General features: G+C 61.5%; 15 protein-coding genes. 2 read left to right on the forward strand and 13 right to left on the reverse strand.

Annotation, left to right across the window (positions count from 1 at the left end):
- Nucleotides 1–362: 362 nt before the first annotated feature.
- From RIN13_RS09120 to RIN13_RS09130, 3 genes are read right to left on the reverse strand one after another with little or no spacing between them, the layout of a single operon-like run.
- Nucleotides 363–4100, reverse strand: coding sequence for a 1,4-alpha-glucan branching enzyme (locus RIN13_RS09120; RefSeq protein ID WP_309107020.1), 3738 nt, complete (start codon nucleotides 4098–4100; stop codon nucleotides 363–365).
- A 1-nt stretch (nucleotide 4101) separates the two neighbouring features.
- Nucleotides 4102–5898 (reverse strand): maltose alpha-D-glucosyltransferase, encoded by a 1797-nt coding sequence (treS, locus tag RIN13_RS09125; protein WP_309107021.1) that lies wholly within the window; start codon nucleotides 5896–5898, stop codon nucleotides 4102–4104.
- Between the two features lie 4 nt (nucleotides 5899–5902).
- The gene (locus tag RIN13_RS09130) at nucleotides 5903–7972 is read right to left on the reverse strand and encodes an alpha-1,4-glucan--maltose-1-phosphate maltosyltransferase (protein ID WP_309107022.1); all 2070 of its coding nucleotides are present in this window, start codon (nucleotides 7970–7972) and stop codon (nucleotides 5903–5905) included.
- A 133-nt stretch (nucleotides 7973–8105) separates the two neighbouring features.
- Here RIN13_RS09130 and glgP point away from each other — a divergent pair, with 133 nt between their 5' ends.
- Nucleotides 8106–10724 carry an alpha-glucan family phosphorylase gene (glgP, locus tag RIN13_RS09135; protein WP_309107023.1) on the forward strand — a complete coding sequence of 873 codons (2619 nt, stop codon included), beginning with the start codon at nucleotides 8106–8108 and terminating at the stop codon, nucleotides 10722–10724.
- 44 nt (nucleotides 10725–10768) lie between these two features.
- Here the strand turns inward: glgP and RIN13_RS09140 are convergent, their stop codons facing one another.
- The 8 genes from RIN13_RS09140 to RIN13_RS09175 form a co-directional block, all read right to left on the reverse strand.
- Nucleotides 10769–11125 (reverse strand): barstar family protein, encoded by a 357-nt coding sequence (locus RIN13_RS09140; protein ID WP_309107024.1) that lies wholly within the window; start codon nucleotides 11123–11125, stop codon nucleotides 10769–10771.
- 67 nt (nucleotides 11126–11192) lie between these two features.
- A complete protein-coding gene (gene glgX, locus RIN13_RS09145; protein WP_309107025.1) occupies nucleotides 11193–13307 on the reverse strand; it encodes a glycogen debranching protein GlgX in 2115 nt (704 codons plus the stop codon).
- A 219-nt stretch (nucleotides 13308–13526) separates the two neighbouring features.
- Complete coding sequence (gene rlmB, locus RIN13_RS09150) at nucleotides 13527–14516, reverse strand: 23S rRNA (guanosine(2251)-2'-O)-methyltransferase RlmB (RefSeq protein WP_309107026.1); 990 nt, start codon at nucleotides 14514–14516, stop codon at nucleotides 13527–13529.
- 90 nt (nucleotides 14517–14606) lie between these two features.
- Complete coding sequence (gene cysS, locus RIN13_RS09155) at nucleotides 14607–16064, reverse strand: cysteine--tRNA ligase (RefSeq protein WP_309107027.1); 1458 nt, start codon at nucleotides 16062–16064, stop codon at nucleotides 14607–14609.
- Nucleotides 16065–16096: 32 nt separating this feature from the next.
- Nucleotides 16097–16426: a hypothetical protein gene (locus tag RIN13_RS09160; RefSeq protein WP_309107028.1), complete on the reverse strand. Its 330-nt coding sequence runs from the start codon at nucleotides 16424–16426 to the stop codon at nucleotides 16097–16099.
- A gap of 93 nt (nucleotides 16427–16519) precedes the next feature.
- Nucleotides 16520–17029: a 2-C-methyl-D-erythritol 2,4-cyclodiphosphate synthase gene (gene ispF / locus RIN13_RS09165; protein ID WP_309107029.1), complete on the reverse strand. Its 510-nt coding sequence runs from the start codon at nucleotides 17027–17029 to the stop codon at nucleotides 16520–16522.
- 1 nt (nucleotide 17030) lies between these two features.
- The gene (ispD, locus tag RIN13_RS09170) at nucleotides 17031–17852 is read right to left on the reverse strand and encodes a 2-C-methyl-D-erythritol 4-phosphate cytidylyltransferase (protein ID WP_309107030.1); all 822 of its coding nucleotides are present in this window, start codon (nucleotides 17850–17852) and stop codon (nucleotides 17031–17033) included.
- A gap of 108 nt (nucleotides 17853–17960) precedes the next feature.
- On the reverse strand, nucleotides 17961–18443 hold the full coding sequence (locus tag RIN13_RS09175) for a CarD family transcriptional regulator (protein WP_026266570.1): 483 nt from the start codon (nucleotides 18441–18443) through the stop codon (nucleotides 17961–17963).
- Nucleotides 18444–18755: 312 nt separating this feature from the next.
- Between RIN13_RS09175 and RIN13_RS09180 the strand changes: the two genes are divergently transcribed.
- Nucleotides 18756–19313 carry a hypothetical protein gene (locus RIN13_RS09180; RefSeq protein WP_309107031.1) on the forward strand — a complete coding sequence of 186 codons (558 nt, stop codon included), beginning with the start codon at nucleotides 18756–18758 and terminating at the stop codon, nucleotides 19311–19313.
- Between the two features lie 90 nt (nucleotides 19314–19403).
- Here RIN13_RS09180 and RIN13_RS09185 read toward each other — a convergent pair whose 3' ends face one another.
- Nucleotides 19404–20084 (reverse strand): response regulator transcription factor, encoded by a 681-nt coding sequence (locus RIN13_RS09185; RefSeq protein WP_247048839.1) that lies wholly within the window; start codon nucleotides 20082–20084, stop codon nucleotides 19404–19406.
- The gene (locus RIN13_RS09190) at nucleotides 20081–21316 is read right to left on the reverse strand and encodes an ATP-binding protein (protein ID WP_309107086.1); all 1236 of its coding nucleotides are present in this window, start codon (nucleotides 21314–21316) and stop codon (nucleotides 20081–20083) included. The genes RIN13_RS09185 and RIN13_RS09190 overlap by 4 nt, the downstream gene beginning before the upstream one ends.
- Between the last annotated feature and the right edge of the window lie 125 nt (nucleotides 21317–21441).

The following is a 21441-nucleotide window of genomic DNA, read 5'->3' on the forward strand; positions in this document are numbered from 1 at the left end:
ATCAATAAAACAATTGGTATCAACAAACTTGGCACACTATTGAGTTCTCAAACAACAGACACACCCGGCACCACCACAACACTTCACAGCCGTGGATCGCTCCGGAGCAACTTTTCAAACTTACCCGCTAGCTTCACCCTAGTCAAATCGGTGATCCTGACTCATTCTTGCCTGAGGCATCTGGGTCATCTTCACCGACCAACTCCGGGGAGCAGCGCGGGTATTAACGTTACCACCACTTTGCCCCGGAGACAAAACCCCTCAGCCTGGAGGGCCCGCCGACCAAAAGGAGCCCGGAATCCTCTCGATTCCGGGCTCCCACTGGTTGTCTCGGCAACTGTTCCAGCTCCCGCAGGCGTTCTTTACATCACGATGGCCGGCGGCAAACCTGGCAGGGTGTCGGTAGCCGGCTTGAAGTACGCAACTCCGAGCGGAGGCAGCGTCACTTTCAAGCTCGCGGGCTGCCCGTCGATCCCGGGGCCGGATGATTTCAGTGTGCCCTTGTTCTCCACCCCGGAACCGCCGTAGGCTACCGCGTCCGTGTTGAGAACTTCCTCCCAGACGCCTGCTGACGGAACCCCGAGCACAAAGTCCTGATGCGGGCCGCCGGAGAAGTTCACAGCGACCACCACAGGACTTCCCTTGGTATCCCAGCGGATGAAGGTCAGGACGTTCCGATCAGCGTCACCGCCGTTGATCCATTGGAAGCCGCCGGGTTCGTTGTCCCGTTCGTACAGGGCGGGCGTCGAGCTGTACAACTCGTTGAGGTCCTTAGTCAGGAGCTGAACTCCACGGTGGGCAGGAATGTCAGCAAGCCACCAGTCAAGGCCATGCTGTTCGGACCACTCAGCTTCCTGGCCGAATTCGGTGCCCATGAAAATGAGCTGCTTGCCCGGATGCGCCCACTGGAAACCGAGGAAGGCGCGGAGGTTAGCCAGCTGCTGCCATCGGTCACCGGGCATCTTGCGCAGCATCGACCCCTTGCCGTGTACGACTTCATCGTGGCTGATGGGCAGGAGGAAGTTCTCGGTGAAGGCATAGACAAGGGAGAACGTGACGGTGCCGTGGTGCCACTTACGGTTTACGGGGTTTTCGGAGATGTACTTGAGCGAATCGTGCATCCATCCCATGTTCCATTTCAGCCCGAAGCCCAGCCCGTTGTGGCTGGTGGGGGCGGTAACCCCGGGGAAGGCCGTGGATTCCTCTGCGATCATGACAGCACCGGGGTGGGTCTTGTAGACGGTGGCGTTGGCTTCCTGAAGGAAGGAGATGGCTTCAAGGTTTTCCCGGCCGCCGAACCTGTTGGGTTGCCACTGGCCGTCTTCCCGCGAGTAATCCAGGTAGAGCATTGATGCGACAGCATCCACCCGAAGTCCGTCAATGTGGAACTCATCAAGCCAGTAGAGGGCATTGGAAACCAGGAAGTTGCGCACTTCAGTCCGGCCGAAGTCGAAGATGAGTGTTCCCCAGTCAGGGTGCTCACCCAGGTTGGGGTCCGCGTGCTCGTAGAGTGGCTGACCGTCGAACTGCGCCAGCGCCCATGAATCCTTGGGGAAGTGGGCGGGGACCCAGTCCAGCAGCACACCGATGCCTGCCTGGTGGAGGGCATCGACGAGGTGGCGGAACTCATCGGGGTGCCCGAACCGTGATGTGGGGGCGAAATACGATGTGACCTGATAGCCCCAGGATCCGCCGAACGGGTGCTCGGCAACAGGCATGAACTCGACGTGCGTGAAGCCAAGCCATTTCACGTATTCCACAAGTTCCTTGGCCAATTGGCGGTAGTCCAGTCCTACACGCCAGGAGCCCAAGTGGACTTCGTAGACACTCATGGCCGAGTTGTGCGGATCCCGCTCCGCCCGGGCAGCCATCCATTCTGCGTCCTGGAAGTTGTAGCTGGAGTCAACGACGCGGGACGCCGTCAGCGGCGGGACCTCGGTGCCGAAGGCCAGCGGATCAGCCTTTTCGACCCAATGACCGGCCTTGGTCTTGATTTCGAATTTGTAGCACGCCCCTGCTGCCACGCCGGGGATGAAGAGTTCCCATACACCTGAGGAACCGAGGGAGCGCATCGAGTACTCCCGCCCGTCCCACGCGTTGAAATCACCCTTGACGCGTACAGCCTCTGCGTTCGGTGCCCAGACGGCGAAGGAGACGCCATGGATTTCTCCCAATGAGGAGGCATAGTTCTGAACGTGCGCTCCCAGCACTTCCCAGAGCTTCTCGTGGCGGCCTTCACCGATGAGGTGCAGGTCCACTTCCCCGACAGTTGGAAGGTAGCGGTAGGGATCGTCAGTGGCCTGCGGCAACCGGTCCTCGTAGGTGACCTCCAGGCGGTAGTCCGGAACATGGCCGGGATCAATAGGGTCAAGGACTGCGACCCATATGCCGTGTGCTTCGTGGGACATGGGGAAAGTCCCGGCAGCGGTGACAACGGAGACAGCCTCCGCCAGGTGCTTCACCGTCCTGATGGTGACGTGGCCGTGGTCATCCAGGTGTGCCCCCAGGACCGAGTGGGGAGCGTGGTACTCCCCCGCAGCGACTTTCCCCAGGACATCGGGATTCACGTGTAGAGGTGCCCCGGGCCGTTCGGTGCGTGCTGAGCCTGTCATGTTCTTGTTACCTTCCGCTGCCGCTCCGGCGGATGTGCCGGAGCCTGTACTGCTGAGGAGACGCTGGGATGCGTTCACTGGAATGGCCAGCCAACCCGGCCTGTTCCGCAATTCATAAACGACTTCGTAGAGTGCCTTATCCAGCCACAATGCCACGAACAAGGGTGATTCGCGGTCAATCGTTCCCGGTGTGACCTGCGCATAGCCGGCAAGGAACGCCTCGGCACAGTCATCCACCCAGGAAGCGGGCACTTCGGTTCCTGCTTTTTCCCGGACGGCTGCACCGGCAGCGTAGTCGAAGGACCGCAGCATGCCCACGACGTCCCTGAGAGGGACGTCTGGCTGGTTGCGTTCGGAAATGGGACGCAGCGGTTCACCCTCAAAATCCAAAATCGCCCAGCGGGCGGGATCTTCTCCCGTTCCGGGAACCTGCAGAATCTGCCCCAAGTGAAGGTCCCCGTGGATCCGCTGCAGCGGACCTGCCTCACAACCGTCCAGACGTTTGAGCAGGACTGCCAGTTCGTCGTCGTAAGGTCCGACGACGGTGCCGGCCTCCGCCCAGGACTGCCGCACGCGCTGGGCTACCCCGGGCGCGATGTCCTGGCCCGGGGAGGACTCAGCAGTGAGTCCCAGGGTCTCAGCGAGCCTTCGGTGCACGGTGGCTGTCGCCACGCCAAGATCATGCGCTTCCCTGGAGAAATCCTTACCGCTGGTGGCGGCATCCACCGCAAGGCGCCAGGCATCAAGCCCCCCGGCGAGAAACTCGTGGGCCACGGCCAGTTCGCCATGAACAGGCTCTCCCTGCCCAAAGCGAGTGGCTGCTGTCCCATCCGGTCCTGTCCCCGGCCCCGGAGCTTCCCATTGGCCGCTGACCCAGCCAAGGGTAGCCGGCACTTCGACGGTGCGGGCAGCGGTCAAGGCCGCTCCTACCTCAACCTCCGGGTTGCGTCCTGCCGTGAGGACACGGAAGAACTTGAGGATTGCTGCCGATTCGCCGTCGTCCACGATGACAGAACTGTTGGATTGCTCACCGGAGAGGACCCGGACCTTGCCCTCGGCCGTTGGCAGGCGGAAGCCCGAAGGCACAAGGTGGCCCTCGGCAGTTCCGCCCGGGGCCGTGCTCTCGGTCCGCATGAGGTCCAGCCAGGAAGAAACGAAGTCGCGGTCGTGCACGGCATCGTAAATCCAGCGGTGTCCCAGGTCCGAGAAAACACTTTCGCCTACTAGGGCTGATTCAGCGCCCGGCAAGGGTTGGTCGTGGTAGCTGAGGGGCACTTGAACCACATCCGTGCGGCTGGCACCGTCGGCAGTCGAGTAGGTGACGGCAACCATGAATACTTCGTGGCCACTGCCTTCCCTGCCTGCCAAGGTGAGTCCGCCGACGGGGGCAAGGGAAAAGTCTGAGCCCTTAACCGGGAACCACCGCTGGGACGGAAGCCAGGCCGTGAGGAGGTCGCTGAGGGGCGGGTTGAGTGTCGTTGTCCTCATGTCAGCCCTCGATGGAAAGGATTGGCATCGCCTGGGTGTAGGGGGACGATGGGTTGGACGCCGCCGAACGTACCCGCAGCCAGAAGAAGTCGTGGCTTCCCAGGGTGAGAGTAAGGTTTCCATCGTCGCCGATGGGCGGGAACGTCTGGCCGCCGAAGACGTCGCGGAGCCCGCGGCCGGCCAGATGCGGCACCCGGAGCGTGGTGGCTACGGGATGCTGCGAGAGGTTGAAGGCGCAAAGAATGGTTTCGCCGTCCTCCCCAGCCGAATTCCCCTCAGGGAGTTCACGCAGATACGCAAGTACGACGTCGTGATCCGCTTCAATGTGCCGGAATCCGCCGAGGCCGAAGGCCGGATGGTTCCGGCGGACGCTCAGAATTTGCCGGGTCCACCGCAGCAGCGAGCCCGAGTGTGCAGCCTCAGCCTCCACGTTGGCCATGGAGTAGTTATACACGAGGGACTGGATGACAGGCAGGTACAGCTTGCCCGGATCCGCATGGGAGAAGCCGGCGTTCCGGTCGGGGTTCCACTGCATCGGAGTGCGGACCGCGTCGCGGTCTTCGAGCCAGATGTTGTCCCCCATCCCGATCTCGTCCCCGTAGTACAGGAACGGGCTTCCAGGCAGGGAGAGCAGCAACGCGTTGATGAGCTCAATCTCAGACCGCGAATTGTCCAGGAGCGGGGCAAGCCTGCGCCGGATGCCGATATTCGCCCGCATCCGGGGATCCGGAGCGTACCAGCCCAGCATTGCCGCGCGTTCGTCCGCTGTGACCATCTCGAGGGTGAGTTCATCATGGTTCCGCAGGAATGTTCCCCATTGGGCGCCTTCGGGAATGTCCGGCGTATCCCTCATCGTCTCGATGATAGGTGCCGCCTTCTGGTCCCGAAGCGCGTAATAGAGCCGGGGCATGATGGGGAAATGGAAGGCCATGTGGCACTCCGGCTCTTCCTCCGTACCGAAGTATTCCACCACCTCATTGGGGGGCTGGTTGGCTTCGGCGATGATGACGCGACCCGGATAGTTCTCGTCCACCATTTTCCGGAGCCGGCGCAGGAACTCGTGGGTTGCCGGCAGGTTTTCGCAGTTGGTCCCCTCCTCTTCAAAGAGGTAGGGAATCGCATCGGCACGGAAACCGTCGATGCCCTGATCCAGCCAGAACCTCACCACATCGAACAGGGCGTCAATGACCCGGGGGTTCTCAAAGTTCAGGTCCGGCTGATGGCTGAAGAAGCGGTGCCAGAAAAACTGCCGGCGGATGGGATCGAAGGTCCAGTTGGACTCTTCGGTATCGACGAAGATGATGCGCGCGTCCTGATACTTCTCATCCGTGTCGCTCCAGACATAGAAATCTCCGAAGGGCCCGTCCGGATCCTTCCGCGACTCCTGGAACCACGGGTGCTGATCGGATGTGTGGTTCAGCGGAAGGTCGATGATCACACGGACTCCGCGGGCGTGTGCCTCTGCAACCAGTCGCTTGAAGTCGCTGATGGTGCCGAACTCGTCCAGGACGGAGTTGTAGTCCGAGATGTCGTACCCGCCGTCGCGCAACGGAGACTGGAAGAACGGCGGCAGCCAGAGGCAGTCCACACCAAGCCACTGCAGGTAGTCGAGCTTTTCGATCAGTCCGTGAAAGTCCCCCGAGCCGTCGCCGTTGCCGTCGGCAAACCCACGGACAAGTACCTCGTAGAACACGGCCTTCCGGTACCACATCGGATCATGGGGCAGTCCGGGCGCGTTCAGCTCGAAGCTGCTCTTGGGCGTGAAGTGATGGGTAGGGTTCTGCGGGCTGAAACTCACTAGGCTACCTCCGGATGCTGAAGATGTGGGCAGGTTCGATGTGCGCGTCAAGCCTTACGTAGTTGTACTCCCCCCATTCATAGCTCTCGCCGGAAAGCAGGTCATCCACCCGGAACCCGCCGCCAGGCGTCAGGTTTTCGGTATCGAGCTCCAGCGCGGCCAGGTCCAGCGCGACCGTACTCTCACGGGCGCTGTGCGGATCCACGTTGACCACAATGATCAGAGTGTCCTTGGTGCCGTCGGGGAGGGTTTTGTGCTTGGAGTACACGATGGTGGCTTCATCAGTGCTCTGGTGCAGGGTCAGGTTCTGCAGATCGCCGAGTGCAGGGTGGGTGTGCCTGATCTCGTTGAGCCGGGTGATGTACGGCGCCAGCGTCCGTCCCGAGGCGGCAGCGGCATCCCAGTCGCGGGCCTTGTACTCGAACTTCTCGTTGTCGATGTATTCCTCGGCTCCGGGGCGGGCCACATGCTCATACAGTTCGTAGCCGGCGTACATTCCCCAGATCGGGCTTGCCGTTGCCGCGAGGGTGGCCCTGATCTTGAAAGCGGCCGGACCGCCGTATTGCAGGTACTCCGTCAGGATGTCCGGTGTGTTGACGAAGAAGTTGGGCCGGAAATAGGCCGCGGACTCGTGACTGACTTCCTGGAAATACGTCTCCAGTTCGGTCTTGGTATTTCGCCAGGTGAAGTACGTGTAGGACTGCTGGAAACCTGCGCGCCCCAGCGCGTGCATCATGGCAGGCCGGGTGAAAGCCTCGGCCAGGAAAACAACCTCGGGGTGTTTTTTGTTGACCTTGCGGATCAGCCATTCCCAGAACCAGACCGGCTTGGTGTGCGGGTTATCAACACGGAAAATCTTGACCCCGTGGCTTACCCACAACAGCACAATGCGAAGAATCTCGTTCGACAGCCCTGAGGGGTCATTGTCGAAGTTCAGGGGAAATATGTCCTGGTACTTCTTTGGCGGGTTCTCGGCGTAGGCAATACTGCCGTCCACCCGTGTTGTGAACCATTCCGGATGGGACTGCACCCAGGGGTGGTCCGGGGCTGCCTGCAACGCCAGGTCCAGCGCAACTTCAAGGCCCAGTTCGCCTGCCCGTGCCACAAAAGAGTCGAAATCCTCGAACGTGCCGAGGTCCGGGTGGATGGCGTCATGGCCTCCTTCCTTCGCCCCGATTGCCCAAGGCGAACCGGGGTCGTTGGGCCCGGCGATCAGCGTGTTGTTGGGCCCCTTGCGGTGCTGCACACCAATGGGGTGGATCGGCGGCATGTAGATGATGTCGAATCCCATGGCGGCCACGGCTTCAAGGCGCTTTGCGGCGGTCTGGAAATTGCCCGAGATCCACTCGCCGGTTTCGTGGTTCCGGACCGCACCTTCGGAGCGGGGGAAGAATTCGTACCAGGCGCCGCGGCCTGCGAGGTCACGCTCGACGAGGAGGGGGAACTGCTCTGAGGTAGTAACCATATCCCTGATGGGCTGGCGTTCGACGACGGCGGTTACTTCTGCGCTGAAGCCGCCACCCAGGCGCTCTTCAGGGGACAGCGACGTGTCGGACAGCACCACGACAGCGGTTCGGAGTGTGCGCCGATCGGCAGAGTTCCGGCTGGAGTCCTCGGCAGCTTCGGCAAGGAGTGCAGCACCTTCGGCGAGCATGAGCTCCACGTCAATGCCTGCCTCAACCTTGACTTCGGCGTTGTGGTGCCATGTTCCGTAGCGGTCGTTCCAGGCCTCGATCACAAAAGACCAGTTGCCGGTGGACGTGGGGGTCAGGATGCCTTCCCATAGGTCTGTGCCCTTGCCCCGGTCACCGCGGGGTGGATAGAGCCGCACGCGCTGCCGCTCTTTGCCCTTGGGGTCCAGGAGCACTGCGCTAACGCCCAGCTGATCATGGCCCTCGCGGAAGGCCGTGGCTGCCACCACAAGATCTTCGCCGGGCAGGGCCTTGGCAGGGAACTTCCCGCCCTCGACGACGGGCTTCACATTTGTGATCGGGAAACGGCCGAATTGCAGGCCGTCCGTGATCAGAGCCTTGGGCTTTTGCTTGGATGAGGCACTGGTTCGGGAAGTAGTCACAGGCTCGACGTTATCGAGAAATCCGGTGAAATGCTAAGGAAGCGATCTTTTTTCGGCTCAGCGATTCGTCATTTATACAAATGAAACCTCTACATGTTCCGACGAGTCCGAGTTGTCCGTTAGTGTGGCGCAGGTGAAGGCAATCCGCAGATTTACCGTCCGAACCGTTCTTCCGGAGTCGATCCGGCCGCTTGCACGATTGGCGGGCAATTTGCGCTGGTCGTGGCACCGGCCCACGCGTGAGCTGTTTGAAGGATTGAACCCCAGGATCTGGCGCGAAAGCTCCAACGATCCGGTGACATTCCTTGGGCTGGTGAGCCGCGAGGAACTTCAGCGGCTGGCTGCTGACCAAGATGTTGTCCGCCGGGTCCAGGAGGCAGCTGAGGACCTGGACCGTTACCTCGAACAACCCCGCTGGTACCAGGGCCTTGGCGAAGATGCTCCGGCCTGCATCGCCTACTTCTCCCCCGAATTCGGCATCACCGAAGTGCTTCCGCAGTATTCGGGCGGTCTCGGAATCCTGGCCGGCGACCACCTCAAAGCTGCCTCCGACCTCGGAGTCCCACTGATCGGTGTGGGCCTGCTTTACCAGGCGGGCTACTTCAAGCAGTCCTTGTCCCGTGACGCCTGGCAGGAGGAAACCTACCCCGTCCTGGATCCAGATGGGTTGCCCTTGACGCTCCTTCGGGAAGCATCGCCCGAAGGCAACGGCAAGCCCCTGCAGATCTCGCTTCCGCTCCCCCACGGGCGGCGCCTTCTGGCGCATATCTGGCGTGCCGACGTCGGACGCGTTCCCCTTTTGCTGTTGGATTCAAATGTTCCCGGAAACGACGACGCCGCCCGCAGTATCACGGATCGCCTGTATGGCGGCGGCGGGGACCACAGGCTTCAGCAGGAGCTCCTGCTGGGTATGGGCGGAGTCAAGGCTCTGCGCGCCTACCAGCGGCTCACTGGCATGCCGGCCCCTGAGGTGTTCCACACGAATGAAGGCCACGCCGGATTCCTGGGAATCGAACGCATCCAGGAGCTGATGTCGGCAGACCAGCCGCTCAGCTGGGAGGAGGCCTTGGCAGCCGGGAGGGCGTCCACGGTTTTCACCACCCACACTCCCGTGCCCGCCGGAATCGACCGCTTCGAGGCTTCCCAGATCCAGCACTTCTTCGAAGCCGGCCTGGCCCCGAGCGTCCCCGTCTCGAAGATCCTGGACCTGGGCCGCGAAAACTTCGCCGGAGGCAACGCGTCCGTTTTCAATATGGCAGTCATGGGCCTGCGGCTGGCGCAGCGGGCCAACGGCGTGGCAAAACTCCACGGTGTGGTTTCACGTGGAATGTTCTCGGCTCTCTGGCCGGGCTTTGACCATTCAGAAATTCCCATCACGTCCGTCACCAACGGCGTCCATGTTCCTACCTGGGTTGACGGGCGGGTCTCCAAGCTTGCCAGAGAGCAATTTGGCGCTGAAGCAGAGGCCGCGGGCCGCTGGGATCTGGCCTACAACGTCAGTGACGAGGATGTCTGGGCACTTCGCCGTGAGATGAGGGTGTCCCTGGTGGAGGATGTGCGCCGCAGGCTCCGGGCGTCATGGAAGAAGCGCGGCGCGGCCGACGCTGAGCTCCGGTGGACCGATTCCGTGCTGGATCCGGACGTGTTGACCATCGGTTTTGCCCGGCGTGTTCCCACTTACAAGCGGCTTACTCTGATGCTGCGTGAACCTGACCGGTTGAAGGCGCTGCTGCTCCACAAGACCCATCCCATTCAGCTGGTTATCGCCGGCAAGTCCCATCCTGCCGACGATGCGGGCAAGAAGATGATCCAGGACCTGGTCCGCTTCACCGACGATCCCGAGGTGCGGCATCGGATCGCCTTCCTGCCGAACTACGACATCGCGATGGCCAGGACGCTTTTCCCTGGTTGCGACGTGTGGCTCAACAATCCGCTGCGCCCGCTGGAAGCCTGCGGAACGTCGGGAATGAAAGCTGCCATCAACGGCTCGCTGAACCTCTCGGTGCTGGATGGCTGGTGGGATGAAATGTACGACGGCGAGAACGGCTGGGCCATCCCGACGGCCAACAATGATGCTTCTCCTGAGGAGCGCGACGACATCGAGGCCGCTGCACTCTATGAGCTCCTCGAGACCCAGGTAGCGCCGCGGTTCTATGGCTCTACGGTGTCTGAAGGCGCAGGGGCGGCGGGACCTTCCCAGACCGCGCCCGAGAAAGTTCCAACGCACTGGGTATCGATGATCAAGCACACCATGGCCCACCTGGGGCCAGCCGTCTCGGCAGACCGTATGTTGCAGGACTACGTCAATACCTTGTACAGGCCTGCCGCCGTTGCCGGGCGGGCTGCCACGGCCCACTCGTTTTCACAGGCCAAGGCCCTCGCCGCCTGGACGTCCAAGATCCGGGCTGCTTGGCCCCAAATCCAGGTCGAGCACGTTGACTCCGTCGGTGTATCCGAGGACCCGCAGATCGGCGATACCCTGCAGGTCAACGCGTACGTGGCACTGCATGAGCTGACCCCCGACGACGTGTATGTTGAGGTAGCTTACGGCCGGGCGGAAGAGACGGACGAACTGGCGGACATCACGGTGGTGGAACTCGTTGCCAAGGAAGATCTGGGCAAGGGGCGGCATCTCTTCAGCGGCTCCCTGCTGATCGACCGCTCAGGCTCGTTCGGCTACACCGTTCGCGTACTTCCGAAGCATGAGGCTCTGGCTTCGAAGGCCGAGCTGGGCCTGATCGTCAACGCCTGAGGTGTTAGCTGGAGGGTCCTGAAGGTGAACGGTCCAGCCCGGGGCTACAGGCAGACAGTGATAACGGTCAGGTCCTTGCCTGCGTAACTTTCGGCGTCCTGGAGAGTTTCACAGATAATGCCGAAGAACCGGTCTGTACGGAAAGAGGCCGATACCTGCCAGATAACGGTGACCGGCTTGTTTCCGTTTTCCGCGACGGCGTCGGCGAAATCGTGGAGCGAGTCGTTCAGGTCATCGAGATCCAGGGCGTCGTACTCGGGAAGGTCCAGAGCCTCGCCGAACGTCGCCAGGACAGCTCGCTTGGTGTCAGCCGCAGGGATCACGAGGGAGCGCCGCCCGGCGTCGTCGGCCTGGGCCTTTAATTCATCAATGGTCCAGGTGTCAGCGGAATAGATTTTCACAAAATGCCCTTACGTACGATCAACCAAAGTTAAGCAACCAGGAAGCCCATCCGGCGTCCGGAGGGTCTTAGGTCCGGTAAATACTGATCGTATTCGCTTGGAGTACATCCCGCTCGCCGGAGGACACCATGGCACCTTGGCGGCGGTCGTGGAGTGAGGAAGTAGTGAGGCGCAGCTCGAAGGCGCGCTTTCCTGTGCCCTCCGCATTGAGGACCTCGGGCAGCTTGATCTTGAAGTCCTGATTGCTTCCGTTGATAACTACCAGGCCGTCCACCTGTCCGTCTTCGGAGCCCAACAGGAGCTGCACAACGCGGTGCCGGGGGTCGTTCCAGCGTTCCATGGACATTGGATCGCCGTTCTCGTCGAACCAATGCAGATACGCCTGCTTGTCCCGGGCAGGGTAGTCATGCGGCTGGCTGGCCAGAAATTCCTTACGCAGGCGGATCACACGCTTGGTGGTGCGGAGCATGGCGTGCTTTTCCGGTGTGTTGGTCCAGTCCAGCCAGGTAATGGGGTTGTCCTGGCAATAGGCATTGTTGTTGCCCTGCTGGGTCCGGCCGATTTCGTCGCCCGCAGTCAGCATGGGTACGCCCAACGAGATCATGAGCGTAGCCATGAGGTTCCGGCTGGTCTGGGCACGTTCTGCAAGGATCGCTTCATCCTCGGTGCGGCCTTCGACTCCGTGGTTATAGCTGCGGTTGTCTCCGTGGCCATCACGGTTCTGCTCGCCGTTTGCCTCGTTGTGCTTACGGTCATAGGACACCAGGTCCGCAAGGGTAAAGCCGTCGTGGGCAGTGATGAGATTGACGGAAGCCATCCTGGAGCGTCCCGACGGCTCGAAGAGGCTCGCGGAACCCGAAATGGAATCAGCCAGGCGTGCAACGGACCCGCCATGTCCGCCGGCATTGAGTGCAGCGCGATCTGCAAGCCAGAACGAGCGCAGGGCGTCACGGTAGTGGTCATTCCAGTCCACCCAGCCTGGCGGGAAGCGACCAGTCTGCCAGCCGCCGTAGCCTACGTCCCAAGGTTCGGCGATCAGTTTGGTTTCGGAGAGAACAGGATCTGCCGCTACCGCTACCAGGAACGGATGCCCTGGGTCAAAATCGTTGGCAGCGTTCCTGCAAAGTGTCACGGCCAGGTCGAAGCGGAAACCATCAATATGGAATTCATCCACCCAGTAGCGCAGCGAATCCAGGACGAGCTGCACAACGCGGGGCTCCCCGAAGTTCAAGGTGTTGCCGCAGCCGGTGGTATCGATGTACCTCCCGTTGCCGTCATTTCGGTAGTACTGCATCTCGCCCAGTCCTCGGAAACTCAGGGTCTGCCCATCACGCCCGCCCTCGGCAGTGTGGTTGTAGACGACGTCGAGGATCACCTCGAGCCCGGCAGCGTGGAGAAGCTTTACCATTCCCTTGAACTCGTCCTGGACGGCATGCGGACCGGCCTGTTGGGCAGCTCGGGTGGCGTACCCGGGGTGGGGGGCGAAGAAGGCGGCAGTGTTGTAGCCCCAGTAGTTGGTCAGACCCAGGTTCTGAAGGTGCGGCTCGTCCAGATGGAAATGTACGGGCAGCAACTGGATGGACGTCACGCCGAGGCCAGTCAGGTGCTCGATCATGGCAGGGTGCGCCATCCCTGCGTAGGTCCCGCGCAGCTCCTCCGGGATGTCCGGATGCAGCATGCTTTGCCCGCGGACGTGTGCCTCGTAAAGGATGGTGTTGCGCCACGGTACGCGAGGGCTTCTATCGGATCCCCAGTCGAAGCCGTTGGCCACGCGGACGCTGGTAATCAGCCGTTCCCGTTGGTCCACGGCCCGGCCGTAAGGGTCAAGCAGCAGCGGCTGATCACCGGCGTCGTCAAAATCAATGGCGGGAAGCGAAAGGGGCAGCGCCCGCTCGCCTTCAACCGTCCGGAAGCCATAACGGGACCCCACCGGCATGCCCTCTACAACGCCATGATGAACGCCGTTGGTGAGGTTGGGCAGGGCTGCCAACTGCCATTTTCCACCAGGCGGCTGGAAGGCAACCTCCAAGGCTGATGCGCCGGGAGCGTAAACAGCGACGTTCACGGAGGCATGGTTGTGTCCGTCCATCGCCGGGGAACCCGTGCGATGAACGCTAACACCGAGAGGGAACGCGCGAGAGGCGTCTACGGTTGAAGCTGTGTCCAGTAGCGGCATGACCATCGATTAAAGCTTAGCGGGACGGAACAAATGAACCGTCTTATCAACTTAATTTTGGCTGGCGGCGGCTCCAGAAGCGGAAATCCTCCCCCACCTAATGGTGAGGGAGGATCTCTGCTTTTTGTGCGAAATATGAGGGAGGGTTTCCTTTTTTAGTGCGAAAGGTGAAGGAGCGTCTCCGTTTTTATTGCTAGAGGTGAGGGAGCGTTCCCCTGCTGTGGCTTACTTTGTGGCGCGTTGCCTGGACACTTCATAAAGCGAAATGCCCACTGCCATGGAGGCGTTAAGGGACTCCATGGCCGAGTCGATGGGGATGGACACGATCTGGTCGCAGTTTTCTCGAACCAGGCGGCTGAGGCCCTTGCCTTCAGAGCCGACGACAATGCAGACGGGCTCCGTTGCGAGGGTCAGGTCCGGCAGGGAGACGTCGCCGTCGCCGTCGAGGCCCAGGACGAAGATGCCCATGCTCTTGAACTGCTTCAAAGCGTTGTTCAGGTTGGCGGCACGGGCTACAGGAACCCGTACGGCTGCTCCGGCGCTGGTCTTCCAGGCGGAGGCCGTGACTCCGACGGAGCGGCGTTCCGGGACGATGACGCCGTGGCCGCTGAAGGCAGAGACCGACCTGATGATGGCGCCGAGATTGCGGGGATCCGTGATGCCGTCAAGGGCAACGAAAAGGGGCGCGTTGGATACGTGACCCTTTTTCCAGCGGTCAACAGTCTGCTCCGCGAGATCGTAGGCGTCCTGGTATTCGTACGGCGGAATCTGCAGCACAAGGCCCTGGTGAACCGCGTCTTCGGTCATCCGGTCTAGCTCGGGCTTGCCAGTCTCCAGCAGCGGGATGCCCCGCTCGGCGGCCAACTTCAGGGATTCCTTGACGCGATCGTCCATCTCGATGCGGACGGCCACGTGGAGAGCCTTGGCCGGGATACCGGCGCGGAGTGCTTCGACTACGGAATTGCGGCCGGTGACCACTTCTTCAGTAGCCCTTCCCTTGGGACCGGTCCGCGCGGCCCCTGCGCTCCGGGCGCCGGTTCCACGCTTCGCTGCCGACCTTTCGGAGAGCTGCTTGCTCTTGTGAGCCTTGTGATACGGACGGTCCTCCGCCTTGGGCGTGGGGCCTTTACCCTCGAGGGCTTTTCGGCCGTGACCACCTGTACCGACGGTGGGGCCCTTCTTTGCTTTGACCGACCGGCGACCGTTGTTGGCCATGAGTTCCACCCTTGATTGTGTTGACTAAGTCTGCATACCAGTCTACTGAATCAAGTTAAATCGAGTTCCAGGCCTGTTGGTGCCTACCCGTCAGTCCCGCTGCAGGCTCCAGTTGGCACCGTCAGGCCCGTCTTCAACGATGACGCCCGCGGCCTTGAGAGTGTCCCGGATGGCGTCAGACCTTGCCCAGTCTTTGTTGGCACGGGCCTCAGCCCGGGCCGCGAGTTGCGCTTCCACCAGAACCTCAAGTGCGGTGTTGGCCTGGTTGTCTGCCGGTGGCGTGGCAGCAGCGCTGATACCCAGGACCCGAAGCATGTCCGTGACGCTCACCAACGCTTCCCTGGCCTCATCGAGCTTGCCTTCGGTGAGCGAAGTGTTGCCCGTGCGGACCGTCTCGTGAAGGACTGCGAGGGCCTGGGGAACGTTGAGGTCGTCATCCATAGCAGCGGCGAATGCGTCCGGAACGGTGCCGTAGCTGAAGAACGTGAAGGACTGGCCAGCCGATGACAGGGTCCGGACGGCACGGTTGATGAAACCGTCAATGCGCTCCATCGCCGCAGCAGCCTCCTGAAGGGAGGTGGGGCGGTAATCCAGTATTGAGCGATAGTGTGCCTGGCCCAGGTAGTAGCGGACAACCCTGGGCGATGCCAGTTCCAGCATCTGGCCTGGACTGATGGTGTTGCCGATGGACTTGGACATCTTTTCACCCTCGTAGGTGACCATCCCGTTGTGCATCCAGAAGTTGGCGAAACCCTGGCCTGCCGCCTGCGACTGAGCCATCTCGTTCTCGTGGTGCGGGAAACGGAGGTCCAGGCCACCGCCATGAATATCAAATTCCGTCCCGAGATACTTCGTGGCCATCGCTGAGCATTCCAGGTGCCAGCCCGGGCGGCCGGTTCCCCACGGCGATACCCAGCTCGCCGTCGTGGGCTCCCCAGGCTTGAACCCCTTCCACAGGGCGAAATCCCGGGCATCTTTCTTCCCCCGCGGATCGGCGTCTGCAGCCCCCTGCATGTCATCAATGTTTTGGCGCGTCAGGGAGCCGTATTTGTCCCAGGACCGTACGTCGAAGTAGACGTCACCGGAGCCATCGAGCGCAGGATAGGCATGGCCCCGATCGATCAATTGCTGGATCAGAGCATGCATTTCGGGGATATGGCCCGTGGCCCGCGGTTCGTACGTAGGGCGGGAAACTCCCAAGGTGTCGTAGGCCTTCAGGAATTCCTGCTCGTAACGGTAGGCCAGCGCCCACCACTCCTCGCCGACGATCTCTCCCGGCCCGCCGCTGAAATCGGGCTCAAAAGAGGCAGCCGATTTGGCGAGGATTTTGTCATCGATATCTGTCACGTTGCGGACCACGGTCACGCGGAAGCCGCTGTACTGCAGCCAGCGTGTCAGCTGGTCGAAGGCGATGGCCGAGCGGATGTGCCCTACGTGGGGCATGCCCTGGACCGTGGCACCGCAATAGTACAGGCTCACTTTGCCAGGTACCAGGGGAACGAAGTTCCGGATTTCGGCGGATGCGGTGTCGTAAAAGCGGAGGGTCACCGCTCCAGATTAGCCGATGCGGCTGCAGGCCCTTACTTGCAGACCTCGCCGATCCTGTTGTTCTGCTCCTTGAGCTGCTGCGTCTGTTCAGCGCTCTTGGTGCCCAGTGAAGTGCCCGCCGCCTTTTTCATGATGTCCGCCATTTTTTGGATCGGATCCGCCACTTCGGGAGCCACCTTGTCCGCGACTTCCTGATAGTGCTTGGCCGTCTGGTCGGCCTTCTGCTGCTCGTTTCCGCTGGGCACAAAGGTGTCACCGCTAAGGAACTTGCAGCTTTCCTCCACGCTCATCCTGGGGGAGCCCGAACAGCCAGTCAGCAGTACTGCTGCAGAAAGTACGACGGCGGCCAGCGGCTTGTTCACGGGATGTCTCCTGAAGGGTCTGGAAGCAGGGTCAGTCATTAAGGGTAGGCGAATGTGCTGGGTTAGCCGGTCCGGGGGCCACGTCCGTCCCGTTCAGCTGATGCGGTAGACGAGCGCAGTGGCCATAGCGGAAATACCTTCTCCGCGGCCGGTAAAGCCGAGACCGTCACTGGTGGTGGCACTCACGCTGACGGGCGCTCCGGCCGCACTGCTGAGCACAGCCTGGGACTCCTCACGCCGTGGGCCAAACTTAGGCCGGTTGCCGACGAATTGAATCGCTATATTGCCGATTTCGAAGCCCTCCGCCCGAACGATTCTCGCGGCCTCGGCCAGCAGGGTGACCCCGGAGGCGCCGGCAAGTTCGGGGCGGCCTGTTCCAAAATGGGTCCCGAGATCGCCCACCCCGGCCGCGGAAAAGAGTGCATCAGCTGCGGCATGTGCCACAGGATCGCCGTCCGAATGACCGGCGAGTCCTCGTTCACCTTCCCAATGGAGCCCGCCCAGCCAGAGGTCCCGCGGCTCGTTTTCGGGCGCGAAGGCATGAACGTCTATCCCAATACCTACCCGCGGAACGAATGGAACCATGGGCCCTGCCGCAACCATGTCAGCCCTCCACCCATCGGATACCCAAGGGACCTTCGAGTAACCCCTCGGCCAGGATGAGGTCCAGTGGTGTTGTGATCTTCAGGGACTGGCTGGCTCCGCGGACGGCATGCACCGGGACGCCGAGAAGCTCCACCAGCATGGCGTCGTCAGTAATGGCCGCGGACTGCTGTTCGTCATAGCCCTCTGCAGCCTCGTGGGCCCGAAGCAAGGTGCCCAGCTCGAAGCCCTGAGGTGTCTGCACTGCCCGCAGATCTTCACGGGGAGCTGTGCCGGTGACGATTTCGGGAGCGATCCGCGCGTCGTCGCCATTGGTCACAGCGACTGTCTTGACGGTATCCACCACTGGGATCACGGGAATCACGGCAGTAGCACCAGCTGCCAGCGCGTTGACCACGCGGTGAAATACGGTCTCGGGGGTCAGCGCCCGGGCTGCATCGTGGACCAGGACCGCGTCTGTGCCGCTTTCAACTGCACGAAGGGCGGCCCGGACAGACTCGGCCCGGGTAGCACCGCCGTCGACCATGGTAAGAAGGGGCCCGCCGTCCACGAGTTCGGTGCTGAACTCTTCGCACAATCTGCGCAGTTCCCCGTCACCCTTCGGCAGCGCTATGCAAACCTGCCGTGCGACGCCTGCGGCAACAATGCCTCGCAAGGTATGCATGAGGATGGGCTCGCCGCCAAGCGGGACGCGCGCCTTAGGGATACCGTAACCAAGCCGCTGCCCGGATCCGGCAGCTACAACAATGACAGCGACGGCGGGCGTGGGCGAGGCGACTCCTGCATCCAGTCCTGTTGCCGCAGATTCGTGTGGTGAACTCATGGGGATAACACTACTGGCGCTCCCCCGCCGCACGCCCAACCAGGTAGCATCAGGGTGAATCAGGGCAAAAAGAAACCCCGGCGGCACCTTGCCACCGGGGTTCAATTCTTAGGAAGCCAAGACCTCGTCGAGAACGCTTGCAGCCTTCTCTTCATCGGTCTTTTCAGCCAGTGCCAGTTCTGAAATCAGAATCTGGCGGGCCTTGGCCAGCATGCGCTTCTCGCCTGCGGAAAGGCCGCGGTCGTGATCACGGCGCCACAGGTCACGAACGACCTCTGCTACCTTGATGACGTCCCCGGAAGCAAGCTTCTCCAGGTTTGCCTTATAACGACGTGACCAGTTGGTGGGCTCTTCAGTGAACTCGGCTCGCAGCACATCAAAAACGTGCTCCAAACCTTCTTTGCCCACTACGTCACGGACCCCAACAAGGTCAACGTTCTCTGCTGGAACTTCAATGGTCAGATCACCCTGAGCCACCTTGAGCTTGAGATACATCTTCTCTTCGCCCTTGACAGTGCGCATCTTGATTTCTTCAATTTTGGCTGCACCGTGGTGAGGGTAAACTACTGTCTCGCCGACCTCAAAAACCATGTGGACTTTCCCCTTTCCCGCAGACCAGTTTATCACGATTCAGGCATATGACCGGCACCGAAGGGGCTCCGGAACCGCATGAATACAGGGAAAAGGGGCAGAATCAGGTTCCTGTGACCCCTTGACGGATGCGGATAATAGTGCATGCGACCGGTGCTGCCAAGGATCTCCCGGTTACTGTTGCAGGCCACGAGTCACCTCCTGCGAGGTGCTGAATGGGGCTTATTATGTACAGCCGGAATCCTCGTTTCGCTGTGTTTACGGCTAGGCTATGGCCTGAATAATGTTTCAAACTCTCGAGGAGTACTTGACGTGCGTTTCACTGCGATCATCCGGGGCCAGCGCGGCAGGCTTGTAATGGCTACTGCCGCTCTTGGTGTCAGCCTGCTGTCAGTGACAGGCTGCGGCTACATCAACCCTCAGCAGACCGCCCAGCAGTACTCTGCGTCCGACGGAATCCGCGCCGACGTCGGACCGCTGCAGATCCGCAACCTGATGATCGTCTCCACTGGCGAGGACCAGCCTGGACGGGTGGTCGGTGCTGTCTACAACTCCTCATCGAATGACGTGAAACTCACCCTCAACGGCGCCGATGGGTCACAGACCGAGATTCCCGTAGCCAAAAACTCCTACACCCTGCTGAACGAGACCACAGACCCTGCCATCCTCAGCACCACCGGAGGCATTCCGGGTTCCCTCGTTGAGGTCAGGTTCCGGGAAAGCGGAACTGGCCAGGATGCAGCAGCAAAGGTCCCCGTGCTGGACGCCACGCTCCCTGAATACCAGGAATACCTGCCCGAGGGCAGCGAACCCACGGGCACTGCCTCCCCGGAGTCGACACCGACGCCGACCAGCAGCGCCAGCCACTAACCTTTCCGGCGTCCGCAACCGCCGCGGAAACAGATTTAACGAAAAGGAGCGGCTCCCCAGGGGAGCCGCTCCTTTTCATTTCTGGACTTCTTACGGTTCGAACTTGTAGCCAAGGCCCCGCACTGTTACCAGGTATCGCGGGTTCGACGGGTCTGGCTCAATTTTGCTGCGGAGTCGCTTGACGTGGACATCCAGGGTTTTGGTGTCGCCGACATAGTCGGAGCCCCACACCCGGTCAATGAGCTGCCCACGCGTCAGCACCCGGCCGGAGTTGCGCAGGAGCATCTCCAGCAATTCAAACTCCTTCAGGGGAAGGGACACCTGGGCACCGGACACGCTGACGACGTGCCGCTCTACGTCCATCCTGACCGGCCCGGCCTGCACGGTGTTCGAGATCAGCTCCTCGGGTTCCGCCTGCCGCCGGAGCACCGCCCGAACCCTGGCAACCAGTTCCCGTGATGAGTATGGCTTGGTGACATAGTCATCGGCCCCCAGCTCCAGCCCCACCACCTTGTCGATCTCAGAATCTTTGGCAGTCAGCATAATCACAGGAACGCTGGAGCGCTGGCGGAGTTGGCGGCAGACTTCCGTGCCGGATTGACCCGGCAGCTGAAGGTCCAGCAGCACCAGGTCGGCGCCGTTGCGGTCGAATTCGGTGATGGCGTCCAAGCCGTTATCGACCACCTCCACTTCAAACCCTTCCTTACCCAGCAGGAAGGAAAGGGGGTCGCTGAACGATTCCTCGTCCTCAACAATCAGAATCCGGCTCAAGCACTGGCTCCTTGCTCATGGACGCCTGCGGCGTCGCGTCGTTGTGGTGTCTTTTGGCGGCCGGGCACGGCTGCTTCGGTGGGCTTGGCGGAGTCGCCTGCGTCGCCGTCGTCCTGCCCTTCCATTTCGGGAAGCCGCAAGGTGAACGTGGATCCCTGGCCGGGCTGGGACCAGAGCGTCACTTCGCCTCCGTGATTCGAGACGACATGTTTGACGATGCTAAGACCAAGGCCGGTGCCTCCGGTGTGACGGGAGCGGGCCGCGTCAACGCGGTAGAACCGCTCGAAAACCCGTTCCTGGTCCTCGGGTGTGAGTCCGTCGCCTTGATCGGTCACAGACACCGAGATCAGGCCCTCGCTGGCTTTCACGCCGATGCCCACCCTGGTGTTCTCGGGGGAATAACGGATGGCGTTGTCGATCAGGTTCCGCAGCGCCGTGACCAACAGGTCCTGGTCACCGAAGACCATTGCTTCCACCCGTCCGCCGATCACGATTTCAATGTTCTTACTCTCGGCCGGCAACTGCGATCGGTCCACGGCCTCGGAGATCACCGAATTGACGTCCACCGGATGGCCCTGTTGAGCCACATTCGCGCCCTGCAGCCGGGATAGTTCGATGATGTCCTGCACGAGGGCCGCCAACCGGGCTGATTCCTTATGCATCCTTTGGGCGAAGCGCCGCACAGCCTTCTCGTCATCAGGTGAGGCTTCAAGCGCCTCCGCAAGCAGGGAGATGGCACCGACGGGAGTCTTCAGCTCATGCGAGACGTTTGCGACAAAGTCGTTGCGGATCTCCTCGGTCCTGGTGATTTCAGTGCGGTCGTCGGCGAGCAGCAATATGTACTCTTCGCCGAGCATTGCAGCCCGAAGCTGGACAATGATGGTGCCTTGCCCCAATGGCCCGCGAGGCAGCTCCAGCTGTTCCTCCAGAATCACGCCGTCCCGCCGCACCCTGGCCGTCATATCCAGCAACTGCTTATGCACCACCGTATGGCCGCGGACCAGCCCATAGGCATAGGCAGCCGGACTGGCTCGCACGACGCCGTCAATGGCATCGACCACAAGGAAGGCGCGTCCAAGCACTGCCAGGACTTCGGCGGCTCCATCGGGCAGGGCCGGCTCATCGAAGTCGCCATCGACCAGTTTGCGCTGCTGCTCGCTGAGCCGGAACGCGAGGACGCCAAAAACGCCCAACGACAGCCCGACCAGGCCGGCGATAACACCGATAAGCATAGGATCCACGGCTCCAGCTTATGCGGTGCAACCCGTGGGAAACGGGCAATAGCTGCGATTGAGCCAGCGGTTCAGCTAACGTTCACTTATTGACGCCTAACAGTTCACCGGACGGTGACAGAGTT

It is taken from the genome of Arthrobacter sp. (genome assembly GCF_031179985.1).
Lineage (GTDB): Bacteria > Actinomycetota > Actinomycetes > Actinomycetales > Micrococcaceae > Arthrobacter.